The sequence below is a fragment of the Bacillus sp. bc15 genome (genome assembly GCF_900142585.1).
GTDB classification, from domain to species: domain Bacteria; phylum Bacillota; class Bacilli; order Bacillales; family Bacillaceae_G; genus Bacillus_A; species Bacillus_A cereus.
Map to the genome: position 1 here is coordinate 106,038 of NZ_FRBJ01000003.1, position 21,824 is coordinate 127,861.

Genomic DNA, 21,824 nt, shown 5'->3' on the forward strand with positions numbered 1-21,824 from the left:
GTAAGGCTTCTCGCCTTACCTATTCATATCTTAAATAAGATAAAAACTTCATTATATTGGTTTCCTTTATAAGTTTCTGTACAAAAACAGGTTGTTCACTTATAAAAGACAACTCATGAAATAACTGCTTCGTAACTTCCTTACCATCACTCTTAACTGCTAACATAAATACGAGCGATACTTTCTCTACTCCCCAATCCAACGGCTCCCTAAGCGTAGCCACTGCAATTGCGGATTGTTTAATTAACTTAGGACTTCCGTGCGGGATAGAGACTCCTGCACCAATTGTCGTTGCTGACATTCTATCTCTAGCAATTGCACTTTCAATATACTCTTTCTCTACATATCCCTTTTCATAAAGAGATCTCGCCAATCTTTCAATTAATTCGTAACGATGTTCTAATTCTTGTTGTAAAAAGACTAAAAAAGGCGTTGTGTAATTCAATAACGCAAAGTCCTTATTTCCGTTAGACGGTAGTTCATCTAATTTCTTCATAAAATCCTCTAACTTACTTTCTTCACTCCGCTCTAATAAAGGAGATACAACAAAATGAGGGATATTTAACCGCGGGAGATCTATCGTAGAAATAATAAGCTCTATCTTTTTATTTTTCATTAAGTATCCTTCTAAATCGGACTTTGCGATACAATCCATTACATGGACATACCGGAATTTCCTTTCGATTTTTGTCCGTAATAATTGCGATATCCCTATTCCCATATGACAAACAATAATTACATTTTTCGATACCTTTTTATCACTCAAACGATCCATTGCCGCCTGAAAATGTAAAGTAAGGTAGGCTGCTTCTTCCTCAGGGATTTGTAGACTTAATGATTTATTAATATCATCCAGCTCATGAATTAACATATCAAACATATACGGATACATTCGCTTAATTTCATGAAGCATCGGATTCGAGACAGAAAGATTATACTGCAAACGATTTAATGTCGTATACAAATGCATCTGCAATCCCTCTAATAAATACGTATCCTTCTCGAAATCAATTTCATTCAACCTAGACATACGATCTATTAAATACGATACAATTTGTGAAAGCACAGGACTACTCACATTTAACTTACTTCTTTCCCATCCATCTTGATAGCGAAACTTTCCACCTAAAATATGAATGGCTAAATAAGCTACCTCTTCCTCAGTAAAATGAACCGTAAATATAAACTCTAACCTTGTTAAAAAATCTAATGTCCACCCATACTCTTTCGTCTCCTGCACAACGTTCAAATCATCTTTAGACATTGAAATTGGTTGTTTTAACTTCATCCTCCGCACCATGATTAATGTATGTAATAAAAGATTCTCTAACGTATCGTCTGTAAAAAACGTACCATATCTTTGTTGTAACGCTTTCAATTCAGTCATTACAAACTCAATTTCATGATACAAAAATTGATTTTTAATAAATTGATTCATTAATTCACGATTATTAATTAAATCTGATAGTTTAGCTAATGCCTTCCTCTTACTTCTCTCATCGCTCCCTACCGTTAATCCTATTCTTTGCTTTACAACTAAATCTAACCCTAGTTCCTCAAGCCACGTTTCAATTCTATCTAAATCTTTCTTAACCGTAGCTCTATTAACAAAATACTGCTCAGCAAGCACCTTCACTGTAACCGGCTTAACATTCATCAACAAGCTATACGCAATTTGCAACACTCTCTCCTCGTCTGAGGAATAGCCTACATCCTGTTTTACAGCATACAATTTATTGAACAAACTGGACTTATCATAATCCTTAATTTCTAAACAGACACCTAAACCCGGTCTCCGAATAAGAAGTGCATCTGAATACTGCTCTAAATATCCCTCAATCACCTTAAAATCATTACGAATCGTCTTCTCCGAACATTCTACCCTATCAGCAAGCTCCTTCACTAACAAATACTCATTAGACTCAGATAATAAAACTTGTAAAATTTCCTGTTGTCTTTTATTCATCTGCTTCACCTGTTTCTTCTATCCTTTGTACCCCATATGTTACTAACATAGTGCATTTATCATAACACATTGGTGTGTTGGTGAATTACGGGATTTTATTGTTTGAAATTTGTTCATTTTTACATAAACAAAAAACCTCAAAAAGTAGTTGAAACTACTTTTTGAGGTTTAAAAAATTATTACTTTTCATACCCATTAGGTTTCTTCTGATGCCAATTCCAAGCATGCTCAATGATTGTCTTCACATTTACATACTGAGGATCCCATCCTAACTTCTCTTTCGCTTTCTGAGAAGAAGCAACTAAACGTGCTGGATCTCCCGCACGGCGCGGTGCTACCTCTGCAGGAATTTCATGATTTGTAACTTCACGAACTGCATCAACGATTTCTTTTACACTGAAACCATTACCATTCCCTAAGTTATAGAAATCACTTTCTCCGCCGTTCTGTAGGTCTTTAAGCCCTAAGAAGTGGGCTGCCACTAAATCTTCAACATGAATATAATCACGGATACAAGTACCATCTGGTGTATTATAATCGTCACCAAACATCATAATCTTCTCACGTTGACCTAACGCCACTTGTAATACAAGAGGAATTAAATGTGTCTCTGGGCGATGATCTTCCCCAATAATACCATTTGGAGTTGCACCAGCCACATTAAAGTATCTGAAAATCTTATAACGTAAATTAGAAGCTTGGCTATACCAATGAAGCATCTTTTCGATTGCTAACTTCGTTTCTCCATACGTATTCGTTGGATTTGTCATCGTTTCCTCAGTAATAAGATCCACATCTACCTCACCATACGTTGCCGCAGTAGAAGAGAAAATAAACTTATCTACCTTAAACTCATCCATTACCTCTAATAAGCAAAGTGCACCATACACATTATTATTATAATATTGAAGAGGCTTCTCCATACTGACTCCAACTAAAGAATCCGCTGCGAAATGCATAATCGCCTCAATATTTTCTTGTTTAAAAACATCTCTTAAAAATGCTTTATCACGAAGGTCGCCATTATAAAACTTCGCACCTTCCGTAATTGCATCCTCATGACCAGTTTGTAAGTTATCTACCACTACTACCGATAAACCTTCGTCTACTAATTTTTTTACAGCGTGAGAGCCGATATAGCCTGCTCCGCCGCAGATTAAGATTGAATTCATTGTTTTCCTCCTACATATATACTAGCATTTCTTAATTAATCCACTAATATAAAAGGTATACGAGCGCTCGTATACCTTTTATATCTTCTTCATTACTTAGCCACAAAATAATCTGTTACATATTGCGCCCAAATTTCATGACCCTTAGCAGTTGGGAAACCAAATTCTTCTTTTAAATATGGTAGGATAGCCTTTGTTGTTGCATCCGGCCATGCCCCCCAATGATCAACATATGTATAATTATTTTGCGTAGCAAATTGTTTTAATGCTTCAATCGCTTTCGGATAATTCTTCGCACCATACACTGGATTTGATGGTTGAATCATAATCGTAGCACCCTTTGCACTAGTAGAAAGTGCTTGAACGAACTTCTGTGTATTTACTACAGAGTTTCCATTACCAGTTTTACCATTATCAGTAATAAATGGCGGTTCAAATAAAATCACATCTGGATTCTCTTTCGCAATCTCTTTATCACGTTTATTCGTAATTAATTCTTCTGTGCTTTCGCCCTTATATTCCTTTACCTTTACATTCCATAAACCTTTACCGTAAGCAGTTTCTAAATTAGCCGTTAACTTGGCTGCCCAAGCACCTTTTTCAGATGAAGAAGCTTCATCACCAACAATAACAAGATTTACAGCTTTTTTATCCTCAGAAGCTTTCTTCAACTTCTCTTTCACTTCATCTGGTAAGTTCTTCGCGTATGCTTCATTAAAAGATGGCTTCGCATCTTGTTTTTTCTCTTCTTTCTTCGCTCCGCTATCTTTCACTTCAGCCTTTGTTTTCGTCACTTCACTCTTCTGTCCCGTTGCATTTGCAACTTTCTTATTCCAGTACAATTTACCGCTCACAATCGAAGCAACAAACAATACAAAAACAACAAGAACAAGTACTGCTTTCTTATTCATCGATTCACCTCATCTATTAATCTCACAATATATAATACTAATATAAATCTATGCAAAAATAAACCCAACTCCTTCCAAAGGAGTTGGGTTATTACATAATTACTTAGTCAATTCAAGGTGCGCTCTTAACTTATTCGTTAAATCTTGTTTCGCTGCATCTGGAACATAATAGTACCAAATACCATCAGCGGCTTTATGGCCGTCACCTGGGATTTGGATTTCTTCACTGTTCTGCATACAGTCTTTATAGTTCTTTTGAATATCAAACATTTGCTCTTGCGTTAAACTTGTTTTAACGTTTTTCTCAATTGCTTTTAACACGTCACCATAGTTTGCTAGAGAAGATACATTTGCACCTTTTTTAATTACAGCTTGAATAACTTGACGTTGACGCATCTGACGACCAAAGTCACCGCGTGGATCTTGATATCTCATTCTAGAATATAGTAATGCTTTATCTCCCTTTAAATGTAATTCACCTTTTGCATAATGAACGCCATCAATTGTAAAGTCCATATCATTATTAATATCTACTCCACCAACAGCATCCACAATATCTTTAAAACCAGCCATATTCACTTCAATATAATGATCAACTGGTACATTAAGAAAATTCTCAACTGTTTTCACAGCCATATCAATACCACCAAATGCATAAGCATGGTTAATCTTATCTTTTTTACCTTTCCCAACAATTTCTGTATAAGAATCACGTGGTATACTTGTAATTTTCATAGACTTTGTCTTTGGATTTAAAGTAAACAACATTAGAGAATCTGATCGTCCTACCTCATCTTTTCGTTGATCACTTCCCATTAACAAAATTGAGATTGGTTTTTTATCTGCTACATCTACTTTTTCCGATCGTTTATCTGACTTTTCACGATCTAACGGTTTATGCACAGCATCTAACGTGTTAGATACATTAGAATAAACATGGTAAGCATACGCTCCACCACCAATAATCAGCACTCCTATTATACCGAGAATCCAAAATAAAATTTTCTTTTTCATTTCTATACCCTCTTTGCTTATAATTACAAATAAAATACTAAGACCTCTTCATTATATTATAGCAATAATACTAAATATTAAAGTTAAATTCCAAAATTAATTTGACCTATCCTATGGATGAGAGATAATTAAAGTCACATTTCCTTTTATAACAAAACTTTCAATTCCAGCAGGAAGAATAAAGTGATCTCCTTTTTTTATACTAAATTCACCACTTACGGTTCTTAATGTCGCTTCACCTTCAATTACACTGGCTAATTGAAATGGTTGATTTTGCTGAAAAGATGCTTCTATTTGAATCTCCCATTTATAAACTGAAAAGTACTTTTCCCTTACATACTTAGTAATAATGGCACCATTCTTTTTTTCAATTTCAGGATAAACCTTATAATCCTCATGGGGAATTGTTGATACAGCAACTGATTTTTCAACATGTAGTTCTCGCTTATTCCCATCACTATCAATACGATCATAATCATACACACGATATGTCGTATCTGAACTTTGTTGTGTCTCTAATACTAATGTTCCTTCACATAACGCATGGATAGTTCCACTTGGTACGTAGAAAAAATCCCCTGGCTTAATTAATCTACGGCATAATAAACGACCCCAGTCACTGTTTTCAACCATATATTTAAATTCATCATTATTTTTAGCAGTATGACCATAAACAATTTCAGCATTTTCTTCACAATCAATAATATACCAGCATTCCGTTTTTCCTAACTCACCATTTTCATGAATATTTGCAAATTCATCATTTGGATGTACTTGTACAGACAAATCCTTCTTTGCATCTAAAATTTTAGTTAGTAACGGAAATCGTTCAGCTTGATGGTCTCCAAATAATGTTCTATGTTCATCCCACAGTTGCTTTAATGTTAAGCCTTTATATTTACCACCCATTACAATACTTGGACCATTTAAATGAGCAGAAATCCCCCAACACTCACCGACCGTTTGGGAAGGTAAATCATAATTAAATTCTTTTAAAGATTCTCCCCCCCAAATCCTTTCCTGCAACACGGGTTGAAAAAATAACGGTTCTTTATACAAAATAACTCCACCTCTAGCTACTCTCACTACTAATTTTTAACCTTTCAAATAACAAACTTCCTCTATTTCTTTCCATTGCATATAAATCCGAACAATATCTTCCTCAACTAATTCGCTACCTGATTGTACTTCAATAAACTCTAAATCTGTAACAGCCTTAATTGCATGCCTCTGTCTCGGCTGAATTTCTAACACATCCCCAGGCCGAACAACTCGTATTTCATTATCTAATACAAAAATACCTTCACCTTTTACAATTGTCCAAACTTCACTTCTATTATGATGATATTGATAGCTTAAATTTTTACTGGCTGTAATACCAATGCGCTTTGTTAATACTTCGTTTCCATCATCATATTTAGTATGATCTAGTACACGGTACCAACCCCAGCGACGCTCTTCATACATTGGCCTTTGATCCCAATCCCCCACTAATTCTTTCACTCGAGGACTTGCATCTTTTTCTGAAACTAAAATACCATCTGGACTAGCAGCTACAATTATATTAGAAAGACCTAGTACAGAAACTGGGATATCTAGCTCATTAATAATATGGTTTTGCTCACATTCAATCCCCATATTCCCCTTACCAAGGATGTTCATCCCCATTTCTTCTGTAAGGGTATTCCAAGTTCCAAGATCTTTCCATGAACCGTTATAAGGAAGTGCAATAATATTTTCTGTTTTCTCTACTACCTCATAGTCAAAACTTATCTTTGGTAAACTTGCATATCGTTGAACTAAAACATCATATTGAACAGGAAGTCCTTTTTGATCTAATAGGGAGATAATTTTATCTAATTTAAATGCAAATACACCGCTGTTCCAAAGCGCATTTTGTTTTAGTAACTCTTCCGCCTCGGTAGCGGCTGGCTTTTCTTTAAAATGACTTACCTGAATGAGTTCCTGTGTGCTCTCCTCTATATCAGGAACAATATAACCATATTTTTCAGATGGATATGTAGGGGTAACCCCCATTAAACCTAGATCTGCATTTGAAGAGTTTAGTGCCTTTTCTAAATCCAATAACCTTTCAAAGAAACTATTTTCTACGTATGGATCTACAGGTAATACCCCTACAACCTCATCCAAATCAACGTGCTCTTTAGAATATAGATATGAAGCAGCAAGAGCGATTGCCGGGAATGTATCACGACGTTCTGGCTCGATGATAATAGGTACATCATTTCCTAGTTGACTATTAATCATATCTACTTGAGATTTACTTGTAGCAATAACTGCATCATTTTCAATACCTAAGCTTGTTAATTGGCCCCATACCCTTTGAACCATAGATTGCATTTCATCATTCTCATTTTTAAGTACTTTTAAAAATTGCTTAGAACGCGAATCATTTGATAATGGCCATAGACGTTTTCCTGAACCACCAGATAATAATATTAATTTCATTTTTCCACTCCCTTACCAAAAATAAAAAAGGTGAAGATATTATCTCCTCACCCTAGAAATTTTTCATTATATTTTTCCTCTACAATACTTCTAATCTCTTCTCTAAATCTCTCCGGAGAAAATCTTATAGCATTCTCCCTACAATTAGTTGGAGTAAACTTATCATAACTTTTTTCAAATTCATTAATCTTCTCAACAATACTTCCAACAGTTTGCTCTTTAAAGAATAGACCAGTCGGTTTCTCATGATTTAAATCTAAAACAGTTTCTGTAGCACCACCCTTACCATATGTAATAACAGGTGTACCACAAGCCTGTGCTTCCACTGGTGTAATCCCAAAATCTTCTTCTGCAGCAAATACAAAGCCTTTTGCACGTTGCATATGATCCTTAAGTACCTCAAATGATTGATAACCTAAAATTTGAATATTACCTTTAGCCTTAGCTTTCACTTTTTCAAAATCTGGTCCGTCTCCAATAACAACCAACTTTTTATCTGGCATATTTGCAAAGGCTTCTACAATTAAATCAATTTTTTTATATGGAACCATACGTGATGCCGTTAAATAAAAATCTTCTTTTTGTTCATGTAATGTAAATGCAGAAATATCAACAGGCGGATATATTACCTCTGATTCCCTTCTATATACCTTCCATATTCTACGCCCAATAAAATTTGAATTACCAATGAAATAATCAACGCCATTTGCAGTACGGTAATCCCAATTTCTAACCTTATGTAAAATGGATTTTGTTATTAATCCTTTAATTCCTTTGTCTAATTTAGACTCTCTTAAATATTGATGTTGCAAATCCCAAGCATAACGAATAGGAGAATGTACATATGAAATATGTATCTGATCTGGACCAGTTAAGACTCCTTTTGCTACAGCATGTGAGCTAGAAAGGATTACATCATATTGAGATAAATCCAATTGTTCAATTGCTAAAGGCATTAATGGTAAATAATTTCTATATTTTTTCTTTGAGAAAGGTAATTTTTGAATAAAGGTAGTTTTTACTTCTTTATTTTTTATAAATCCTCTATTCTCCCCTAGATGATCCACAACGCTAAATAAATCCGCTTCTGGAAAAACATCTAACATTTGCTCTACAACTTTTTCAGCACCCGCATATGTCACAAACCAATCATGTACAATTGCTATTTTCATTTAGAAACACCACTAATCTTAGAATATATTTGTTTTGTACCTTTTACCATTTGCTGCACACTATATTTACTAACAATCTTTTCTCTCGCTTTAGTCGACATATCAATCCACTTTTCATCTTTTAATTGAACCATTAAGTCAACTATTTTATCCATATCATCTAATTCGTATAAATAACCATCTTTACCATGTTCCACAATATCTCGGTTTCCAACTACATTAGACAATACTGCAGGTAACCCCACTGACATTGCCTCTAATACCGCTAAAGGCATACCTTCCCACTTTGCAGATGATAAATACATGTTATACTTCTGCATTTCCTTTATTACATTTTGCGTAGGACCGAAAAATATAATATTCCTCTCCAGTTTCCTCATGTTTACATAATCTTGTAATTCTTGCATTTGAGGTCCTTGACCTATAAAAGTTAAGGTAGAATCTTCATATCCATGCCTTTTAATGAGAGTTTCCATTATCTCTATAGATTTTTTTGAGTTTTTTTGATTATCAAACCTCGTTACTGAAACGATGTTAAAAGTTTGATTATTATTAACTACATGATCCCTTGGAATTTCCACACCATTTACAATAACATTGAGTTTATTATTTTGAACTAATTTCACATTATTTACTTTATCCCGTTCTCCATCTGACACACAAATGAAAGAATCTGTGAAATAAGATAAAAATCTCTCTATAAAAATATAAATCTTATTTATAAAATTCTTATAATCTAAGTGTATACCATGAAAAGTATGTACAATATTTACATTTTTTGGAGCGAAAACTTTTAATAATCGACTGTAAATACCTGCTCCCTTTCCATGTGAATGAATAATATCAATATTATTTTTCTTTACAAAACTTAGCATTTCCAAATAGTATTTCAATTTGAATTTTCTATGAGGAATTTTTATTAACTTTCCTTCACCTAATAGCTGTGTATATCTATCCCAATATGGTTCTTCTTCTGGACAAGCAACATAATACTCTATATTGGAATCCATATTCTTTATCAACCGATATACATGTTCAGGCCCTCCACCATAATCTGCTCTAACCGTTATTAATAGCACTTTTTTTTTCACAATTAATCCCCTATTCTAATACTTCTGCTAGCAAATTATCTACCCTACTAGTCCAACTATGTTGTTTTGCAAAGTTAATATATTTTTCTTTATCCGTATCTCTCACCGCTTCTTTAATTGCTTCTATAAATTGATCTAGGTTTTCAGCTAATTGCGCTGGACTATTTATTAACTCCAGCTCTTTCCATTTACTACTAACTACTGGAATACCTGAAACCATATATTCATACAACTTCAATGGATTTACATAATCTAACAAATGAGAGTGCTCTTTAACATTAAAAGGTATAATCCCCACGTTAGCATATTGAAGATATGCTGGGAGTCGATCATAACTCCTTCTACCTAAAATATGAACATTCTCAATTTCATTAATGTGCTGCTTAGCTAATTTATCAGGACCTATTACTACAAAAGCAAAGTCTGGCATTTTTTTAGCCATCTCATTAAATAAGTTAAAATCAAACCATTCTTCTATAGCACCTACATAAACAACAATTGGTTTATCGATAGATTTATATTCAACAGGTTGCTCTTTTTTTTCTAAAAAGTGCGCTAAGTTAACACCGTTTGGGAAATATAATGTATCTTTAGGTTTTAAACCATTTACATGATCCTCTAACGTATGTGCAGTATATAAAACTCGATCTACACTTTGAGATAACTTTGTTTCTGCTTTCTCTAGCGCTTTTGTACTATTAGAAAAACCAGAGTTTTTATCTGCCATCCTAAAAACTGATTTTTTATAATTTATAAAATCTAACAAATAATTTTGGAGACCATTATCAAAATAAAGTAAGTCCACTTCCCTAAAATTTTTAAGTTCTATTAACTTTTTTATATTAGGGTATCCGAGTTTATTCCAATGATTATATATAATTTCACTTCTTAAAATAGGTTTATTATTTGGTGTTAATAAAGCCCCAGGTACGTACGACCAGACCTTTCCGTCCTCAAAAGTTTCCCCACCTTTTTTGTAAATCTCATATCGGTCATAGAATTCCTTAGTAGGTGAAAACATTCGATGAATAGGTGATATTGGTGCTGAAATATAAGCAATTTCCCACCCTTTTCCCACTAATTCTTTCGCAATATGATGAGTACCTACTTGGAACGGTGAATTCCAATAATTACTAGTTGCAAATAATGCTTTTTTCTTCATTTACATTTCCCCTCGATAAACTTTTATTATCAACTGTATTTTCTTCTTTATTTAAACTGTATAGAATACCAGCAAAGAATATTAACCAATATCCTAGTGAAAAGTCGAAAGGCCTTTGATATATAGCCATGAAATAAAAAACTGCAAAAATAATACTTGCCTTGTTTTTTTCCTTAAGGCATAAATATAGGAAAAATAGCACATGAAGTATAAATAGTAAATATCCATTAATAACCATGAACGTTTTCCAGGAAAGTGCTTCTGACTTATAATTTAACGCCTTGTTAAAATACTCTTTCTCTCCTATCCCCAAGAACTGCTCTTTTATATTTCCTGCTTTAAAGTCTTTGTATACATACTCAAACCCTTCGTTAGTTCGATTATTTCCAGCCAAACCTTCTGAATTTATCTCAAATCTATAAAGTATTCTATTGTATAAATAAGAATCTTTTGGGGTAAAAGAAAATAGAAGGATATAAGCAATAAAAAATAAAATTAAGTGCTTTTTATTTTTTATTAACAGGTACAATCCAATTAAAGTATAAAAAGCCATAGATAAAGATAAAATTCCTGCTATTAATATTATTTTTTCGTATAACCTACCTAATTTTAATTTTTTAGAAATTAAAATTAAAGCACTCACTGTTCCAACTACACCCGGTTCATTGAACATAGCACATATTCTATCAATACTTCCTCCATACGAGAAAAAGTACTGCTCAGAAAACCCATAGTATACTGCATAGTTTGCACTCCATAAATATTGTCGGTAATTTGATTTACTTGCAGAATAACTAATTAAATTATCCCAACTTAAATCAATGCCCAATAGTAATAAGAATGCAACAATTATTGCAGGAATATATGAGATAGCTATTATTTTAATAAACCAATCATATATCTTTAATTTTATTTCATTTATTAATAGTACAAATGGAACAAGTACAGCACATAAAAATAAAAAACTATATAGAATTTTATATACTTCGTCGTATCTAAAACTATATAGTAAAATTAAAAAAATTGTAAAAAACGCTACCTTTATATCTTTCCTTGAAATAACATTGTATTTAGCAGCAATTAAAAAGAAATATGTAATATAAACACAGCCCACTACCTCTTTTAATTTATTTCCCCATACAAAAAAAGGCTCGAGTGTTAGAAAAGCTAAAAAAGCTGCTAAAAATATAAATGTTTTTATAATCAAGCTTTTTGTAATAATAGTATAATCTTGCAACCTATTCACCCTAACTACCTTTAAAATATTTTAATTTATACTCTATTAAACTAAGATTTTTCCCTAGTTTTATTGAATTTCTTTCAACAAAATAATGAGCTAAGAATGCGACTAATAACGACCCTATTATAGAAATTATTAGTATCATATAAATATTAAGATATTCATACAGTAAATGTATCAGCGTTAACATTACTATAGAATGATAAAGATACAGGCTATATGATATTTTCCCTAAAAATTGAAACACAGAATGTTTCATAAAACTTGAGAAAGGATCCCTTAAAAGGCAACAAATTATTAATACTACTCCTAAAACAATCATCCAATCTCCTATTATTTCTTTATGAAAAATTGTTTTTTTTGGGAAAAACCACCATCTATAAGTGTAAAATAATATTCCCCCTAAGAATAAATAGATTCCAGATTTTTTTACATATTTATTCTGTAATATTCTATTTAAGTTTATGGCTAAAAGTGAGCCCACGATAAACATAGCAGTATAATGTAGCGTCATAAAATAATCTACATCAATATCCAACCTAGAATTTGATATTTTTGTTAGACTTATACCCATAATCGAGCAAATCATGGCTATACAAAGACTTTTTTGTACACTGCATCTTTTCACAATATAAATAATAAAAGGAAAAATCAATGATATTCTCATTTCATGTATCAACGACCATAGTACTGGATCATAAGCATTATTATTAAAGCTACCTATAAATAATACATGTTCGAAAAACAATTTATACTCAAAACCATTACTCCAAAGATTATTAAACCAGTCACTTAGTCCATTTTTTGGTCCAGTGTAAAAAAGAACTCTAGATATTATAGCTATTAACACAGCAAATATATAAGGTATATATATTCTGAAAATCCTTTTAAATATATAATTTCCATAATTAATCTTTTCATTATTAATAAAAGGAATTGTTAAAACCAATCCACTTAGTATAAAAAATAAGATAACAGCTTCATGCCCCGCCCAGAAAATATGCAAAGGGGTGTATTTCATCACATTAACTCCTATTTCATTCCTTTCACTAGAAAAGAATGCTGGGAAAATTAAAAGATAATGGCTAAACATAACCGTAACAGCTGCTATTCCCCTTAAGGAATCTAACTCATGTATTCTCCTCATATTTCCTCCAAAATTAAGTTTCTATTAGACTAGTAATTTTCCCATAACCATTTGAATAATAATTAAAACCCGTAATTTTTTGATTAGAACCATAATCAGAAATAACTACTCTATCATGAAAAATGTCTATAACTCTATATACTTTTTCTCCAAATCCACTATGGCATCCTATAAATCTTGTTAAATCAAACTCTAAACATTTGCTTTCTGTATTTTCTTTTAACATAAATAATCCCGGTAACCCTTGATAATAATCATTTTGTTCTTTATTATCCATTTGAATTGTAAAATGTGCACCCGTAGATCTAAATAAGTTTCTTTTTTCAGGAATAGCTGTATATAAATACGTTCCAGGATCTTTTATAATTTCTTTCCCATCAATCGTCAATTCAATACTAAGTTGATCATTATGATCATGACTACCTTTTCCACTACTTCCAAGAGGTCCACATTTAATTGCTAAATATAAATTATTTGAAGTGTAAATATACATACCAAACTCGGGATAAGAAATAATTTTTAGGTTATCTATCAGGTTCAAATTCGCTGGATAGACATATTCAACAAATTGTGATTTTTCTTTAAATAAACGTATATTTTTCTCATCTACTTTATTTAATAGATTTATCGATGTATTTTTATAGCTTATATGTTGGCTTTGTTTATTTTGCCCTTTAACTCTTCCTTTTATTAAATCTTTTACTATCTTATATTCTATCGATTCCCCATTTACATACTGGTAAAAATCAGCTCTTTCAAAAAATGCATTAATTCCAGCTACTAAATAGCGATGGTCTAAGAATTTCTCATCCCAGTAGATTTCATGATCACCAAGTGCATTATAATTCTTTAAATTTAAATATAACTCTTTGGCATTTTTCACATACATTTTCTGGTATATCGGTTGTATCTTAAAAAAACGTCCGCTATCATTATCACCAAATTGGATAATTTCCTTATCAGGCTTAGTTATATCCATAGTAAATTCTGCAATTTTTTCTAATCTATCTATATACCAATCAGGAAACAATACATCTTCTTGTACTTTCCAAAAATCTTTTGTGTCATGATTAAAACCTTTCTTCTTACAAATTGAAAGATGTTTCTCTATACTATATTTTCTTAAAATATCTTTTTTAGTTTCTGACAATGCATATCCTAAAGAAGTCGCATATAGTGCTAATTCCCCTGATAAGCGATGATATGCTGTTGACTGCTCAAAATTTGCTCCATCTTTATAAAATTGTGCTTGCATCTCTTGAATATTTTCTTGAAATGCGAAACACAGCCATTCTTTTGTTTCCCCTGTTACCGGTAGATATGCTGCAATAAAAAATAGCCCTACAATATTAGAATAGTAATGATTATTGCGTACCTCGCCATCACGTTCTAAATGATTATAAATAAATTTTCCATGATCATATATAGAGAGACTAAATACTTTTTGGAATTCTTGAGAAAAAGTCACACCATGTACCCTAAATAAATCATAAACCAGTAGCCAATTTGCCGCTCGGATTGCAACGTCCATAGTACAAACCCAATTCACACCGAATTTAGGAGGGTTCATAGAGATAAAATCTAATACTTCATCCTGAAATTCTTTCACATATATTTTAGGTTCTTCGAAACCCCTTTTTCCTTGCTTGGCTAGTAAATATGCCCAAACATATTGAACTAAATGCTGCATACGTGATAATTCCCACGGGACCTTAACATCTACTCCTATATCCTTTCCATAGGAAACTTTCGAATAATGTATATGTGAATCCCAATAATAACCTGACTTAAAATCTAAGCGCCAATCAATTGGAATATAGTGAGTAGATATCATATTCCTCAAATATTTACTATATTCCCTATTTTTTTCATTAATGAGACATGTAATATCATTATTTAAACCTACTACAGGAGCTTTATATTTAAATTCTTCTATTCCTTTGCAGTCCATGTTATATTTTATATTCTCCCAACCAGACCCTAATAAATCAAAGTAATGATTAAGATATAATGATGTTATTTCTCGGATTTGTAAGATTTCTGTATCAGAAAAATTATATATTACATACTCGGATAATAGGCTCTCAATTTCATAACCATTAATGTTTCTGGAATACGTAGAAGTATGCCTATCTACTAACTCTTCTGTTTTTTTTAATATTTTATTTTTCACTTTCTTATTAACTTTATCTACTACTTCTTTAGGGGTTAATTCCTTAACCTTTTTTAAATAATAAGGCATAAAAGATTCTTCTCCTATTTATATGATCTCTCTAAATTTTAAAAGTTCTTTTTACTTATCTAATCTCTTAAATACACGGATTACTATTGTATATTGTAAAGTCAACATAATGACACCATTAGCTATTTGCGCCCATGCAACTCCTATAATGCCAAAGTATTGTGAAGCTGCATAATTAATTAATAAGGCAATAGGTGCTGAGATAAGTGTCACATAAAAATTTTCTTTCATCTTACCCATCGCTAATAATGTAACACCCATAATAGCATAAGATGAATACAACACATATTTAATCATAAGTATTCCTGTATATGTGATTGTACTTTTGTATGATTCCCCATAAAAGAAAGGAACAAATACTAAAGAGCCAATATACACAGCTAATCCTGCAATTACACTTAAAATAATAGCCTTCTTTTGAAGATTAAAGGCCATCTCTTTTAAGCCTTTATAATCATTGCTTTTTTCTGTCAAATAAGGTGTATATATATTTTGTAAAGTTGCTGTGATTTGAGTAGCACCTAGAAGAAATATTGTGGCAATTGAATAATATCCCATTTCAACACGATCAGTTATAAAGTTATCCATAACAATAATATCTGCATAGTTCCCTATGTTATTTACAAAATTAGCCAAAAAACTAAAAAAAGCAATTCCCCAAAATTGCTTAGGTATATCTATGTTTGAATTATCTAATCTCTTCACAAGATTTGCCTCTTTAAATAGAGGGTATAAACCAATAACCAATCCTAAAACCGTAGAGATAATAAAACCTTTCACACCAAATAACCAAGTACCAATAATTATAAACAATGCACCCTGCACTTTTATAATCGCTTGTATACTAGCCATTTTATTTACCCTTTTTAAAGCCAGGAGATAATTAATTAATATATTTGTTAAAGCTAATATTGGTACACATAAAGTATATATACCCCAATGAATCGAATATTGTTTAGAGGTAAGTATTAAAAATAAATTAAATAACAGAATGGATAAAAAAGAAAACAACAAACTATTCCGAATAGAATGCGAAAGGATTTTCTCTTTTTGGTTGTCTTCTCTCTTCTCAGCGCAAAACTTTAATATAGCGGTATCTAGACCGAAAGTTCCTAGTATAACAGCTAGTGTTAAATATGTTTGTAAGCTTCTTATTTGTGCCATACTTTCAGGATTAATAAATTTAGCAACTAATATAATACTCCCGAATCCTAAAAATTGGATCAAGAATTTAGTAAGTAACAAACTAAAAAAACCCTTTTTACCTAGCTGTACTAGGTTATTACGTATCTTTTTAATAAGGGTTATTAAACGATGCTTCATATTATACTTTCTCCTTCGATACCTCATTCATCTGGCCTATGCTATTTTCTACTTTAGTTATAAAATCATCTAAATTTCTATTTTTAAACAGTACTGTTCCTTCCGGTCTCTTACACACATCACTAGCAACTGCTGGACATTCTAAATATAACGCTTCTTCTATACTAATTCCATATCCATCACTATATGTTGGGCGCACCATTAAATTTGCATGTTTAAAAAGCGGCCATAATTCTTTTTGTCCTGTAATGAAATGAATATTATTTTCAAGCCCACTTAAATTTATCTCTTTTTTAATTTCATTAAAATAACCCTCGTCACCAATTTCTGCAAGCGCAAAAATTAATCCAATATCTTTATACTTTTCTTTTAATTTATCAACCATTTTAATACTTATATCTAAACCATATAAATCAAAACCGTTATGAAATGTAATTACAGAAGCATTGCCTACTATAAGAGGATTTGCTTGTGCTATAAATTTTTTAGTTTCATATGAATAAGTATCCATAATTTTTTGTTCATCTTCCATTGGGGGTGGTACAAAGGGTGATTGAATAGTTATTTTCTTTGGTAATTGAAGGTTATTTTTTACATAACCATCCTTCAAATGAGCTCCTACCATAATACATTCATCTATTTTTTTTACGAATATTCTAGCAATCCATTTTTGAATCCTACTTAAGTTATCTAATCTTCGAATTGAGTGATGATGTAAAATGATATGGGATTTAAATGGCCTAAAAATTAACATTAACATTAAAGGAAATTTAAATCCGTCCAAATGAAATGTATGATACGACGGTGATAGAAAACTCGTGATTAACAAAAACTTAATCTTCTCATAACGTGACATCCTCGAAAAATCTATTACTTCAGCCTCAACACCCATCGATTCTAATCTTTTTTTTGAACGATAAATATAGACACTTACCCCTCCTAAAGGGGGGGGATAAGGGCCAATTAAAAAATATTTATTCTTTTTCATCTCCATACGCCTCTAGTATCAATAACAACCTTTTCATTTAATGTTAAACGGTCAATATCTTTAAAGGCGTCATGATCTACCAATAATACAATTATATCTGCCTTTGAAATAGTAGAAACTGTAGAATCTAATTCAATTCCTAACTTGCTTAATTTCTCAGGTAATTGTTGAATATTGGGTTCAGATACAATAATTTTTCCTAATTGCTGACTAGCTAAATATTCTACAATTTCAACAGATGGACTTTCACGTAAATCATCTATATTAGCCTTAAATGCTAAACCTAAACAAGCAATAATAGGATTTTTAAATTTGTCTGCCTTTTCACGAATCTTATCTACAACATAACCTGGCTTATAATCATTTACCTGCCGAGCTGTATGGATAAGCTTAGCTTGTTCTGGTGCTGCGTCTACAATAAACCAAGGATCTACAGCAATACAATGTCCACCCACTCCCGGTCCTGGTTGTAAAATATTCACACGAGGATGTCTATTTGCTAAACTTATTAATTCCCAAACATTAATATGAAGTTCATCACAAATCATAGATAATTCATTAGCAAATGCAATATTCACATCTCGGAATGAGTTTTCTGTTAATTTCGCCATTTCTGCTGTTCTAGCATTTGTTTCAAGGATTTTACCTTTGACAAATTTCTTATAAAAATCTACTGTTTTCTTCGTAGAATTCTGATTAATACCACCTATTATTCGATCATTTTCTACTAATTCTCTTAAAATATGTCCTGGTAATACCCTTTCAGGACAGTGTGCTACAAAGAAAACACCCTTATTCGAGTTAATTTCTTCTGTCACAGTTAAATCTTCGCGTTCTTCTAAAATCCATTCCGTCACTTTTTCTGTTGTTCCTACTGGGCTTGTAGATTCTAAAATCACCAAATCACCTGGTTTTATGTATGGTGCTATTGTTTTCGTTGCCTGTTCAACATAAGTTAAATCTGGCTTATGATCACCCTTAAACGGTGTTGGAACAGCTAATATGAAAATATCCGACGTTTCTGGTACAATTCCTGCCTTTAAATTTCCACTTTGCACAGCGGCTTTTACCATAATATCTAAATCCGGTTCATAAATATGTACTTTTCCGCTATTAATCATTTCTACAGCAGATTCATTGACATCTACACCATATACCTGAAATCCTTTAGTGGCCAATAAACTTGCTGTTGGTAATCCAATATAACCTAATCCTACTACACAAATTTTTTCATTCATCTGTAACACCCTTTCCATTTTACAACAATAAAGTTAATTAATAAGCTCCTCTTCTTAATACCACATTTACTACAGTTAAAAATAGAATTTTTATATCGAAAAATAATGATGCATTGTATACATAATGCAATTCTAAATCTACTCTTTCAGGGTATCCAACATCACTTCTTCCACTAACCTGCCAGTATCCTGTAATTCCTGGTTTCACAGATAAAAAGTCACTTTTTCTTTCCCCATATTCTAATAGCTCCTCTTGAACTACTGGTCTTGGTCCAACTAAACTCATGTCGCCCTTAAGAACATTGATAAACTGGGGTAATTCATCCAAGCTCGTTTTCCTTAAAAAACGCCCTACACTCGTAATACGAGGATCTTCTTCCGGTTCAAGTTTATAGTTATTATCTATATACTTTTTATATAGCACTTCATTTTGTTTTAACTTCTTTTCTGCATCAATTACCATGGAACGGAATTTATATATTCCAAAAGTTTCACCATTTTGTCCTATCCTAGATTGCCTAAAAAATACCGGCCCTTTTCCCTCTCCACGCATATAAAGAATAGGGATTATAATAAAAAATGGGGAGAATATAATTAAACCTATAATTGCACCTACAATATCTATTGCCCTTTTCATTAATAAATACAAAGCATTTTGCTTTCTAACAGTATCGATAGTTTCCGTTGCAGATTTATTTATTAAATTTCTTTCCTCCAACTTTTCCCTTCCTCCCTTTTATATGAATACATTCCCTTTGCCAACTATTGTATTCATATATTTCATCAAGTCTTCTTTTAATTCTTCATGCTGTAATGCCATTTCAATCGTTGTCTTAATAAATCCAAACTTCTCCCCAACATCATAACGAGTTCCTTCAAAATCATAAGCAAACACACGCTGAATTTCATTTAAACGTTGAATTGCATCCGTTAATTGAATTTCGCCACCAGCGCCTGTTTGTTGATTCTCAAGAAACATAAAGATTTCTGGTGTTAATACGTAACGTCCCATAATTGCTAAATTTGATGGTGCCGTTCCTTGAGCTGGTTTTTCCACAAATTGTCGTACTTGATAACGGCGATCATTCTGTTCAACCGGATCGATAATACCGTAACGATGTGTTTCGTTTTCAGGCACTGTTTGTACACCAATAACTGACGACTGTGTACCTTCATATTGATCCATCAATTGACGTAAACATGGTGTTTCTGCTTGTACAATATCATCACCAAGTAATACCGCAAATGGTTCATTCCCAATAAATTTACGAGCGCACCATACCGCATGCCCTAAACCTTTTGGCTCTTTTTGTCTTATGTAATGAATATTTATTTTTGAGGAAGCTTGTACTTTTTCAAGCATTTCATACTTCCCTTTTTCTAAAAGGCTTTGTTCTAATTCGAAAGAGTGATCGAAATGATCTTCAATAGCACGTTTTCCTTTTCCAGTAACAATAATAATGTCTTCAATTCCTGATTCAATTGCTTCTTCTATTATGTATTGAATCGTCGGTTTATCGACGATAGGTAACATTTCTTTTGGCATCGCCTTCGTTGCTGGTAAAAATCTTGTCCCAAGACCAGCGGCTGGGATAATTGCTTTTCTTACTTTTTTCAATTATACTCCCCCTATAAATCTATTTATTTGTATGTAACAATAACAAAAACCCTACCTATAGAGTCATTTTTATAACTCCATAGGTAGAGTTTCTATTAGAAATAAATTATGGGCATCTAACCCATCCTCACGTCATACTCCCGACGACAAGCGTCTAAGGTAGGCATGAAATAAAATTTCTACCCACAGCACGACCGAGTGCCCCCATTGATAACGGTTAGGAGACATCACCAATTCTTATTTAAAAAATACCGAACAATTTTTTACGACGAATTTGTTCTGGATCTTCTTTGTAAATTGCCTTCCCGCTAATTAATAAGTACGGATTTTCTTTCAAATCACTCATAACATTCATTCCAAATTCTTTCTCAATTAGTTCATAGCTTTCCGCTAAATGAAATCCTCTTGATGTTGTGTTATGTGCATCTGAAGCAACCATATGGGTTAAATTATGTTCGACTAGTTGTAGTGAAAACTTTTTAATTTTCTTCCCAAATTTCCCTAATAAACTGCCTGCCGTTACTTGCGTTAATGCCCCTTTATTTACAAGATTATATAACTTATCTGGCCGCTCGATTAACTCGGCATTACGTTCCGGATGAACAATAATTGGAATCATTCCCTTAACGCGCAGTTCATATAATAGTTGTTCAGCATAACGCGGTACATGATTAGATGGGAATTCAATGAATATGTATTTATTTGTTTCATTTAAAGTAACAATTTTACCAGCTTCATAGTCTTCTAATAAATCACCATATAACCTGATCTCTTGCCCCGGTAAAATAGTAAGTGGAATATTATATTGTTGTAGTTCATCATTTAGTTGTTTTACATGATGAATAATTGAGGTACGTTCATTTATATATTTTCCATTTTGATGGTGCGGCGTTGCGACAATTGTATGTATTCCTTCTGAAACGGCTTGTTGTGCCATCGCTAAACTATCTGTTACTGTTTGTGCACCGTCATCGATGCCATGCAAAATGTGACAATGTAAATCAATCATTCTTTCAGCCTCCCTCTCTCCTATCAGTCTTTTTTCCCTTGAATATGAGACGTCTCATATTC

18 protein-coding genes are annotated in these 21,824 nt (G+C 32.4%); all 18 read right to left on the reverse strand.

Going from position 1 to position 21,824, the window contains the following annotated elements; genetic code table 11:
• Positions 1 to 19: 19 nt before the first annotated feature.
• Entirely contained in the window at positions 20 to 1,966 is a 1,947-nt protein-coding gene (locus BUA87_RS14305; protein ID WP_072940051.1) for a BglG family transcription antiterminator, read from the reverse strand.
• 179 nt (positions 1,967 to 2,145) lie between these two features.
• Positions 2,146 to 3,138, reverse strand: coding sequence for a UDP-glucose 4-epimerase GalE (gene galE, locus BUA87_RS14310; RefSeq protein ID WP_072940054.1), 993 nt, complete (start codon positions 3,136 to 3,138; stop codon positions 2,146 to 2,148).
• 92 nt (positions 3,139 to 3,230) lie between these two features.
• A complete protein-coding gene (locus BUA87_RS14315; RefSeq protein WP_001034211.1) occupies positions 3,231 to 4,049 on the reverse strand; it encodes an SGNH/GDSL hydrolase family protein in 819 nt (272 codons plus the stop codon).
• 99 nt (positions 4,050 to 4,148) lie between these two features.
• Positions 4,149 to 5,063, reverse strand: a complete 915-nt coding sequence (locus tag BUA87_RS14320; protein ID WP_000727049.1) for a polyisoprenyl-teichoic acid--peptidoglycan teichoic acid transferase TagU — start codon at positions 5,061 to 5,063, stop codon at positions 4,149 to 4,151.
• Between the two features lie 111 nt (positions 5,064 to 5,174).
• Positions 5,175 to 6,122: a mannose-6-phosphate isomerase, class I gene (manA, locus tag BUA87_RS14325; RefSeq protein WP_000276318.1), complete on the reverse strand. Its 948-nt coding sequence runs from the start codon at positions 6,120 to 6,122 to the stop codon at positions 5,175 to 5,177.
• Positions 6,123 to 6,158: 36 nt separating this feature from the next.
• Positions 6,159 to 7,532, reverse strand: a complete 1,374-nt coding sequence (locus BUA87_RS14330; protein WP_000767078.1) for a sugar phosphate nucleotidyltransferase — start codon at positions 7,530 to 7,532, stop codon at positions 6,159 to 6,161.
• Positions 7,533 to 7,579: 47 nt separating this feature from the next.
• On the reverse strand, positions 7,580 to 8,704 hold the full coding sequence (locus BUA87_RS14335; RefSeq protein ID WP_000684573.1) for a glycosyltransferase family 4 protein: 1,125 nt from the start codon (positions 8,702 to 8,704) through the stop codon (positions 7,580 to 7,582).
• Positions 8,701 to 9,795 (reverse strand): glycosyltransferase, encoded by a 1,095-nt coding sequence (locus BUA87_RS14340; RefSeq protein ID WP_072940057.1) that lies wholly within the window; start codon positions 9,793 to 9,795, stop codon positions 8,701 to 8,703. Before BUA87_RS14340 ends, BUA87_RS14335 begins: the two co-directional genes overlap by 4 nt.
• A gap of 10 nt (positions 9,796 to 9,805) precedes the next feature.
• Positions 9,806 to 10,957, reverse strand: a complete 1,152-nt coding sequence (locus BUA87_RS14345) for a GumK N-terminal domain-containing glycosyltransferase (protein WP_072940059.1) — start codon at positions 10,955 to 10,957, stop codon at positions 9,806 to 9,808.
• Positions 10,929 to 12,203, reverse strand: a complete 1,275-nt coding sequence (locus BUA87_RS14350) for a polymerase (RefSeq protein WP_072940062.1) — start codon at positions 12,201 to 12,203, stop codon at positions 10,929 to 10,931. Before BUA87_RS14350 ends, BUA87_RS14345 begins: the two co-directional genes overlap by 29 nt.
• 1 nt (position 12,204) lies before the next feature.
• On the reverse strand, positions 12,205 to 13,344 hold the full coding sequence (locus BUA87_RS14355) for an acyltransferase family protein (protein WP_047792175.1): 1,140 nt from the start codon (positions 13,342 to 13,344) through the stop codon (positions 12,205 to 12,207).
• A 13-nt stretch (positions 13,345 to 13,357) separates the two neighbouring features.
• The gene (locus BUA87_RS14360) at positions 13,358 to 15,586 is read right to left on the reverse strand and encodes an alginate lyase family protein (RefSeq protein WP_072940065.1); all 2,229 of its coding nucleotides are present in this window, start codon (positions 15,584 to 15,586) and stop codon (positions 13,358 to 13,360) included.
• Between the two features lie 51 nt (positions 15,587 to 15,637).
• Positions 15,638 to 16,909: a lipopolysaccharide biosynthesis protein gene (locus BUA87_RS14365; protein WP_072940068.1), complete on the reverse strand. Its 1,272-nt coding sequence runs from the start codon at positions 16,907 to 16,909 to the stop codon at positions 15,638 to 15,640.
• Between the two features lies 1 nt (position 16,910).
• A complete protein-coding gene (locus tag BUA87_RS14370) occupies positions 16,911 to 17,897 on the reverse strand; it encodes a glycosyltransferase family 4 protein (protein ID WP_072940071.1) in 987 nt (328 codons plus the stop codon).
• The gene (wecC, locus tag BUA87_RS14375; protein ID WP_072940074.1) at positions 17,894 to 19,135 is read right to left on the reverse strand and encodes a UDP-N-acetyl-D-mannosamine dehydrogenase; all 1,242 of its coding nucleotides are present in this window, start codon (positions 19,133 to 19,135) and stop codon (positions 17,894 to 17,896) included. Before wecC ends, BUA87_RS14370 begins: the two co-directional genes overlap by 4 nt.
• Before the next feature lie 37 nt (positions 19,136 to 19,172).
• Positions 19,173 to 19,853 carry a sugar transferase gene (locus tag BUA87_RS14380; RefSeq protein ID WP_072940078.1) on the reverse strand — a complete coding sequence of 227 codons (681 nt, stop codon included), beginning with the start codon at positions 19,851 to 19,853 and terminating at the stop codon, positions 19,173 to 19,175.
• A gap of 18 nt (positions 19,854 to 19,871) precedes the next feature.
• Positions 19,872 to 20,753 carry a UTP--glucose-1-phosphate uridylyltransferase BpsC gene (bpsC, locus tag BUA87_RS14385; protein WP_072940081.1) on the reverse strand — a complete coding sequence of 294 codons (882 nt, stop codon included), beginning with the start codon at positions 20,751 to 20,753 and terminating at the stop codon, positions 19,872 to 19,874.
• 241 nt (positions 20,754 to 20,994) lie between these two features.
• The gene (locus BUA87_RS14390) at positions 20,995 to 21,762 is read right to left on the reverse strand and encodes a tyrosine-protein phosphatase (RefSeq protein WP_000566188.1); all 768 of its coding nucleotides are present in this window, start codon (positions 21,760 to 21,762) and stop codon (positions 20,995 to 20,997) included.
• Positions 21,763 to 21,824 lie beyond the last annotated feature (62 nt).

Coding starts and splice junctions, on each gene's coding strand:
- BUA87_RS14305 (WP_072940051.1), bottom strand. CDS start 1,966: ATGAATAAAAGACAACAGGAAATTTTACAAGTTTTATTATCTGAGTCT.
- galE (WP_072940054.1), bottom strand. CDS start 3,138: ATGAATTCAATCTTAATCTGCGGCGGAGCAGGCTATATCGGCTCTCAC.
- BUA87_RS14315 (WP_001034211.1), bottom strand. CDS start 4,049: ATGAATAAGAAAGCAGTACTTGTTCTTGTTGTTTTTGTATTGTTTGTT.
- BUA87_RS14320 (WP_000727049.1), bottom strand. CDS start 5,063: ATGAAAAAGAAAATTTTATTTTGGATTCTCGGTATAATAGGAGTGCTG.
- BUA87_RS14330 (WP_000767078.1), bottom strand. CDS start 7,532: ATGAAATTAATATTATTATCTGGTGGTTCAGGAAAACGTCTATGGCCA.
- BUA87_RS14335 (WP_000684573.1), bottom strand. CDS start 8,704: ATGAAAATAGCAATTGTACATGATTGGTTTGTGACATATGCGGGTGCT.
- BUA87_RS14345 (WP_072940059.1), bottom strand. CDS start 10,957: ATGAAGAAAAAAGCATTATTTGCAACTAGTAATTATTGGAATTCACCG.
- BUA87_RS14355 (WP_047792175.1), bottom strand. CDS start 13,344: ATGAGGAGAATACATGAGTTAGATTCCTTAAGGGGAATAGCAGCTGTT.
- BUA87_RS14360 (WP_072940065.1), bottom strand. CDS start 15,586: ATGCCTTATTATTTAAAAAAGGTTAAGGAATTAACCCCTAAAGAAGTA.
- BUA87_RS14365 (WP_072940068.1), bottom strand. CDS start 16,909: ATGAAGCATCGTTTAATAACCCTTATTAAAAAGATACGTAATAACCTA.
- BUA87_RS14370 (WP_072940071.1), bottom strand. CDS start 17,897: ATGAAAAAGAATAAATATTTTTTAATTGGCCCTTATCCCCCCCCTTTA.
- wecC (WP_072940074.1), bottom strand. CDS start 19,135: ATGAATGAAAAAATTTGTGTAGTAGGATTAGGTTATATTGGATTACCA.
- BUA87_RS14390 (WP_000566188.1), bottom strand. CDS start 21,762: ATGATTGATTTACATTGTCACATTTTGCATGGCATCGATGACGGTGCA.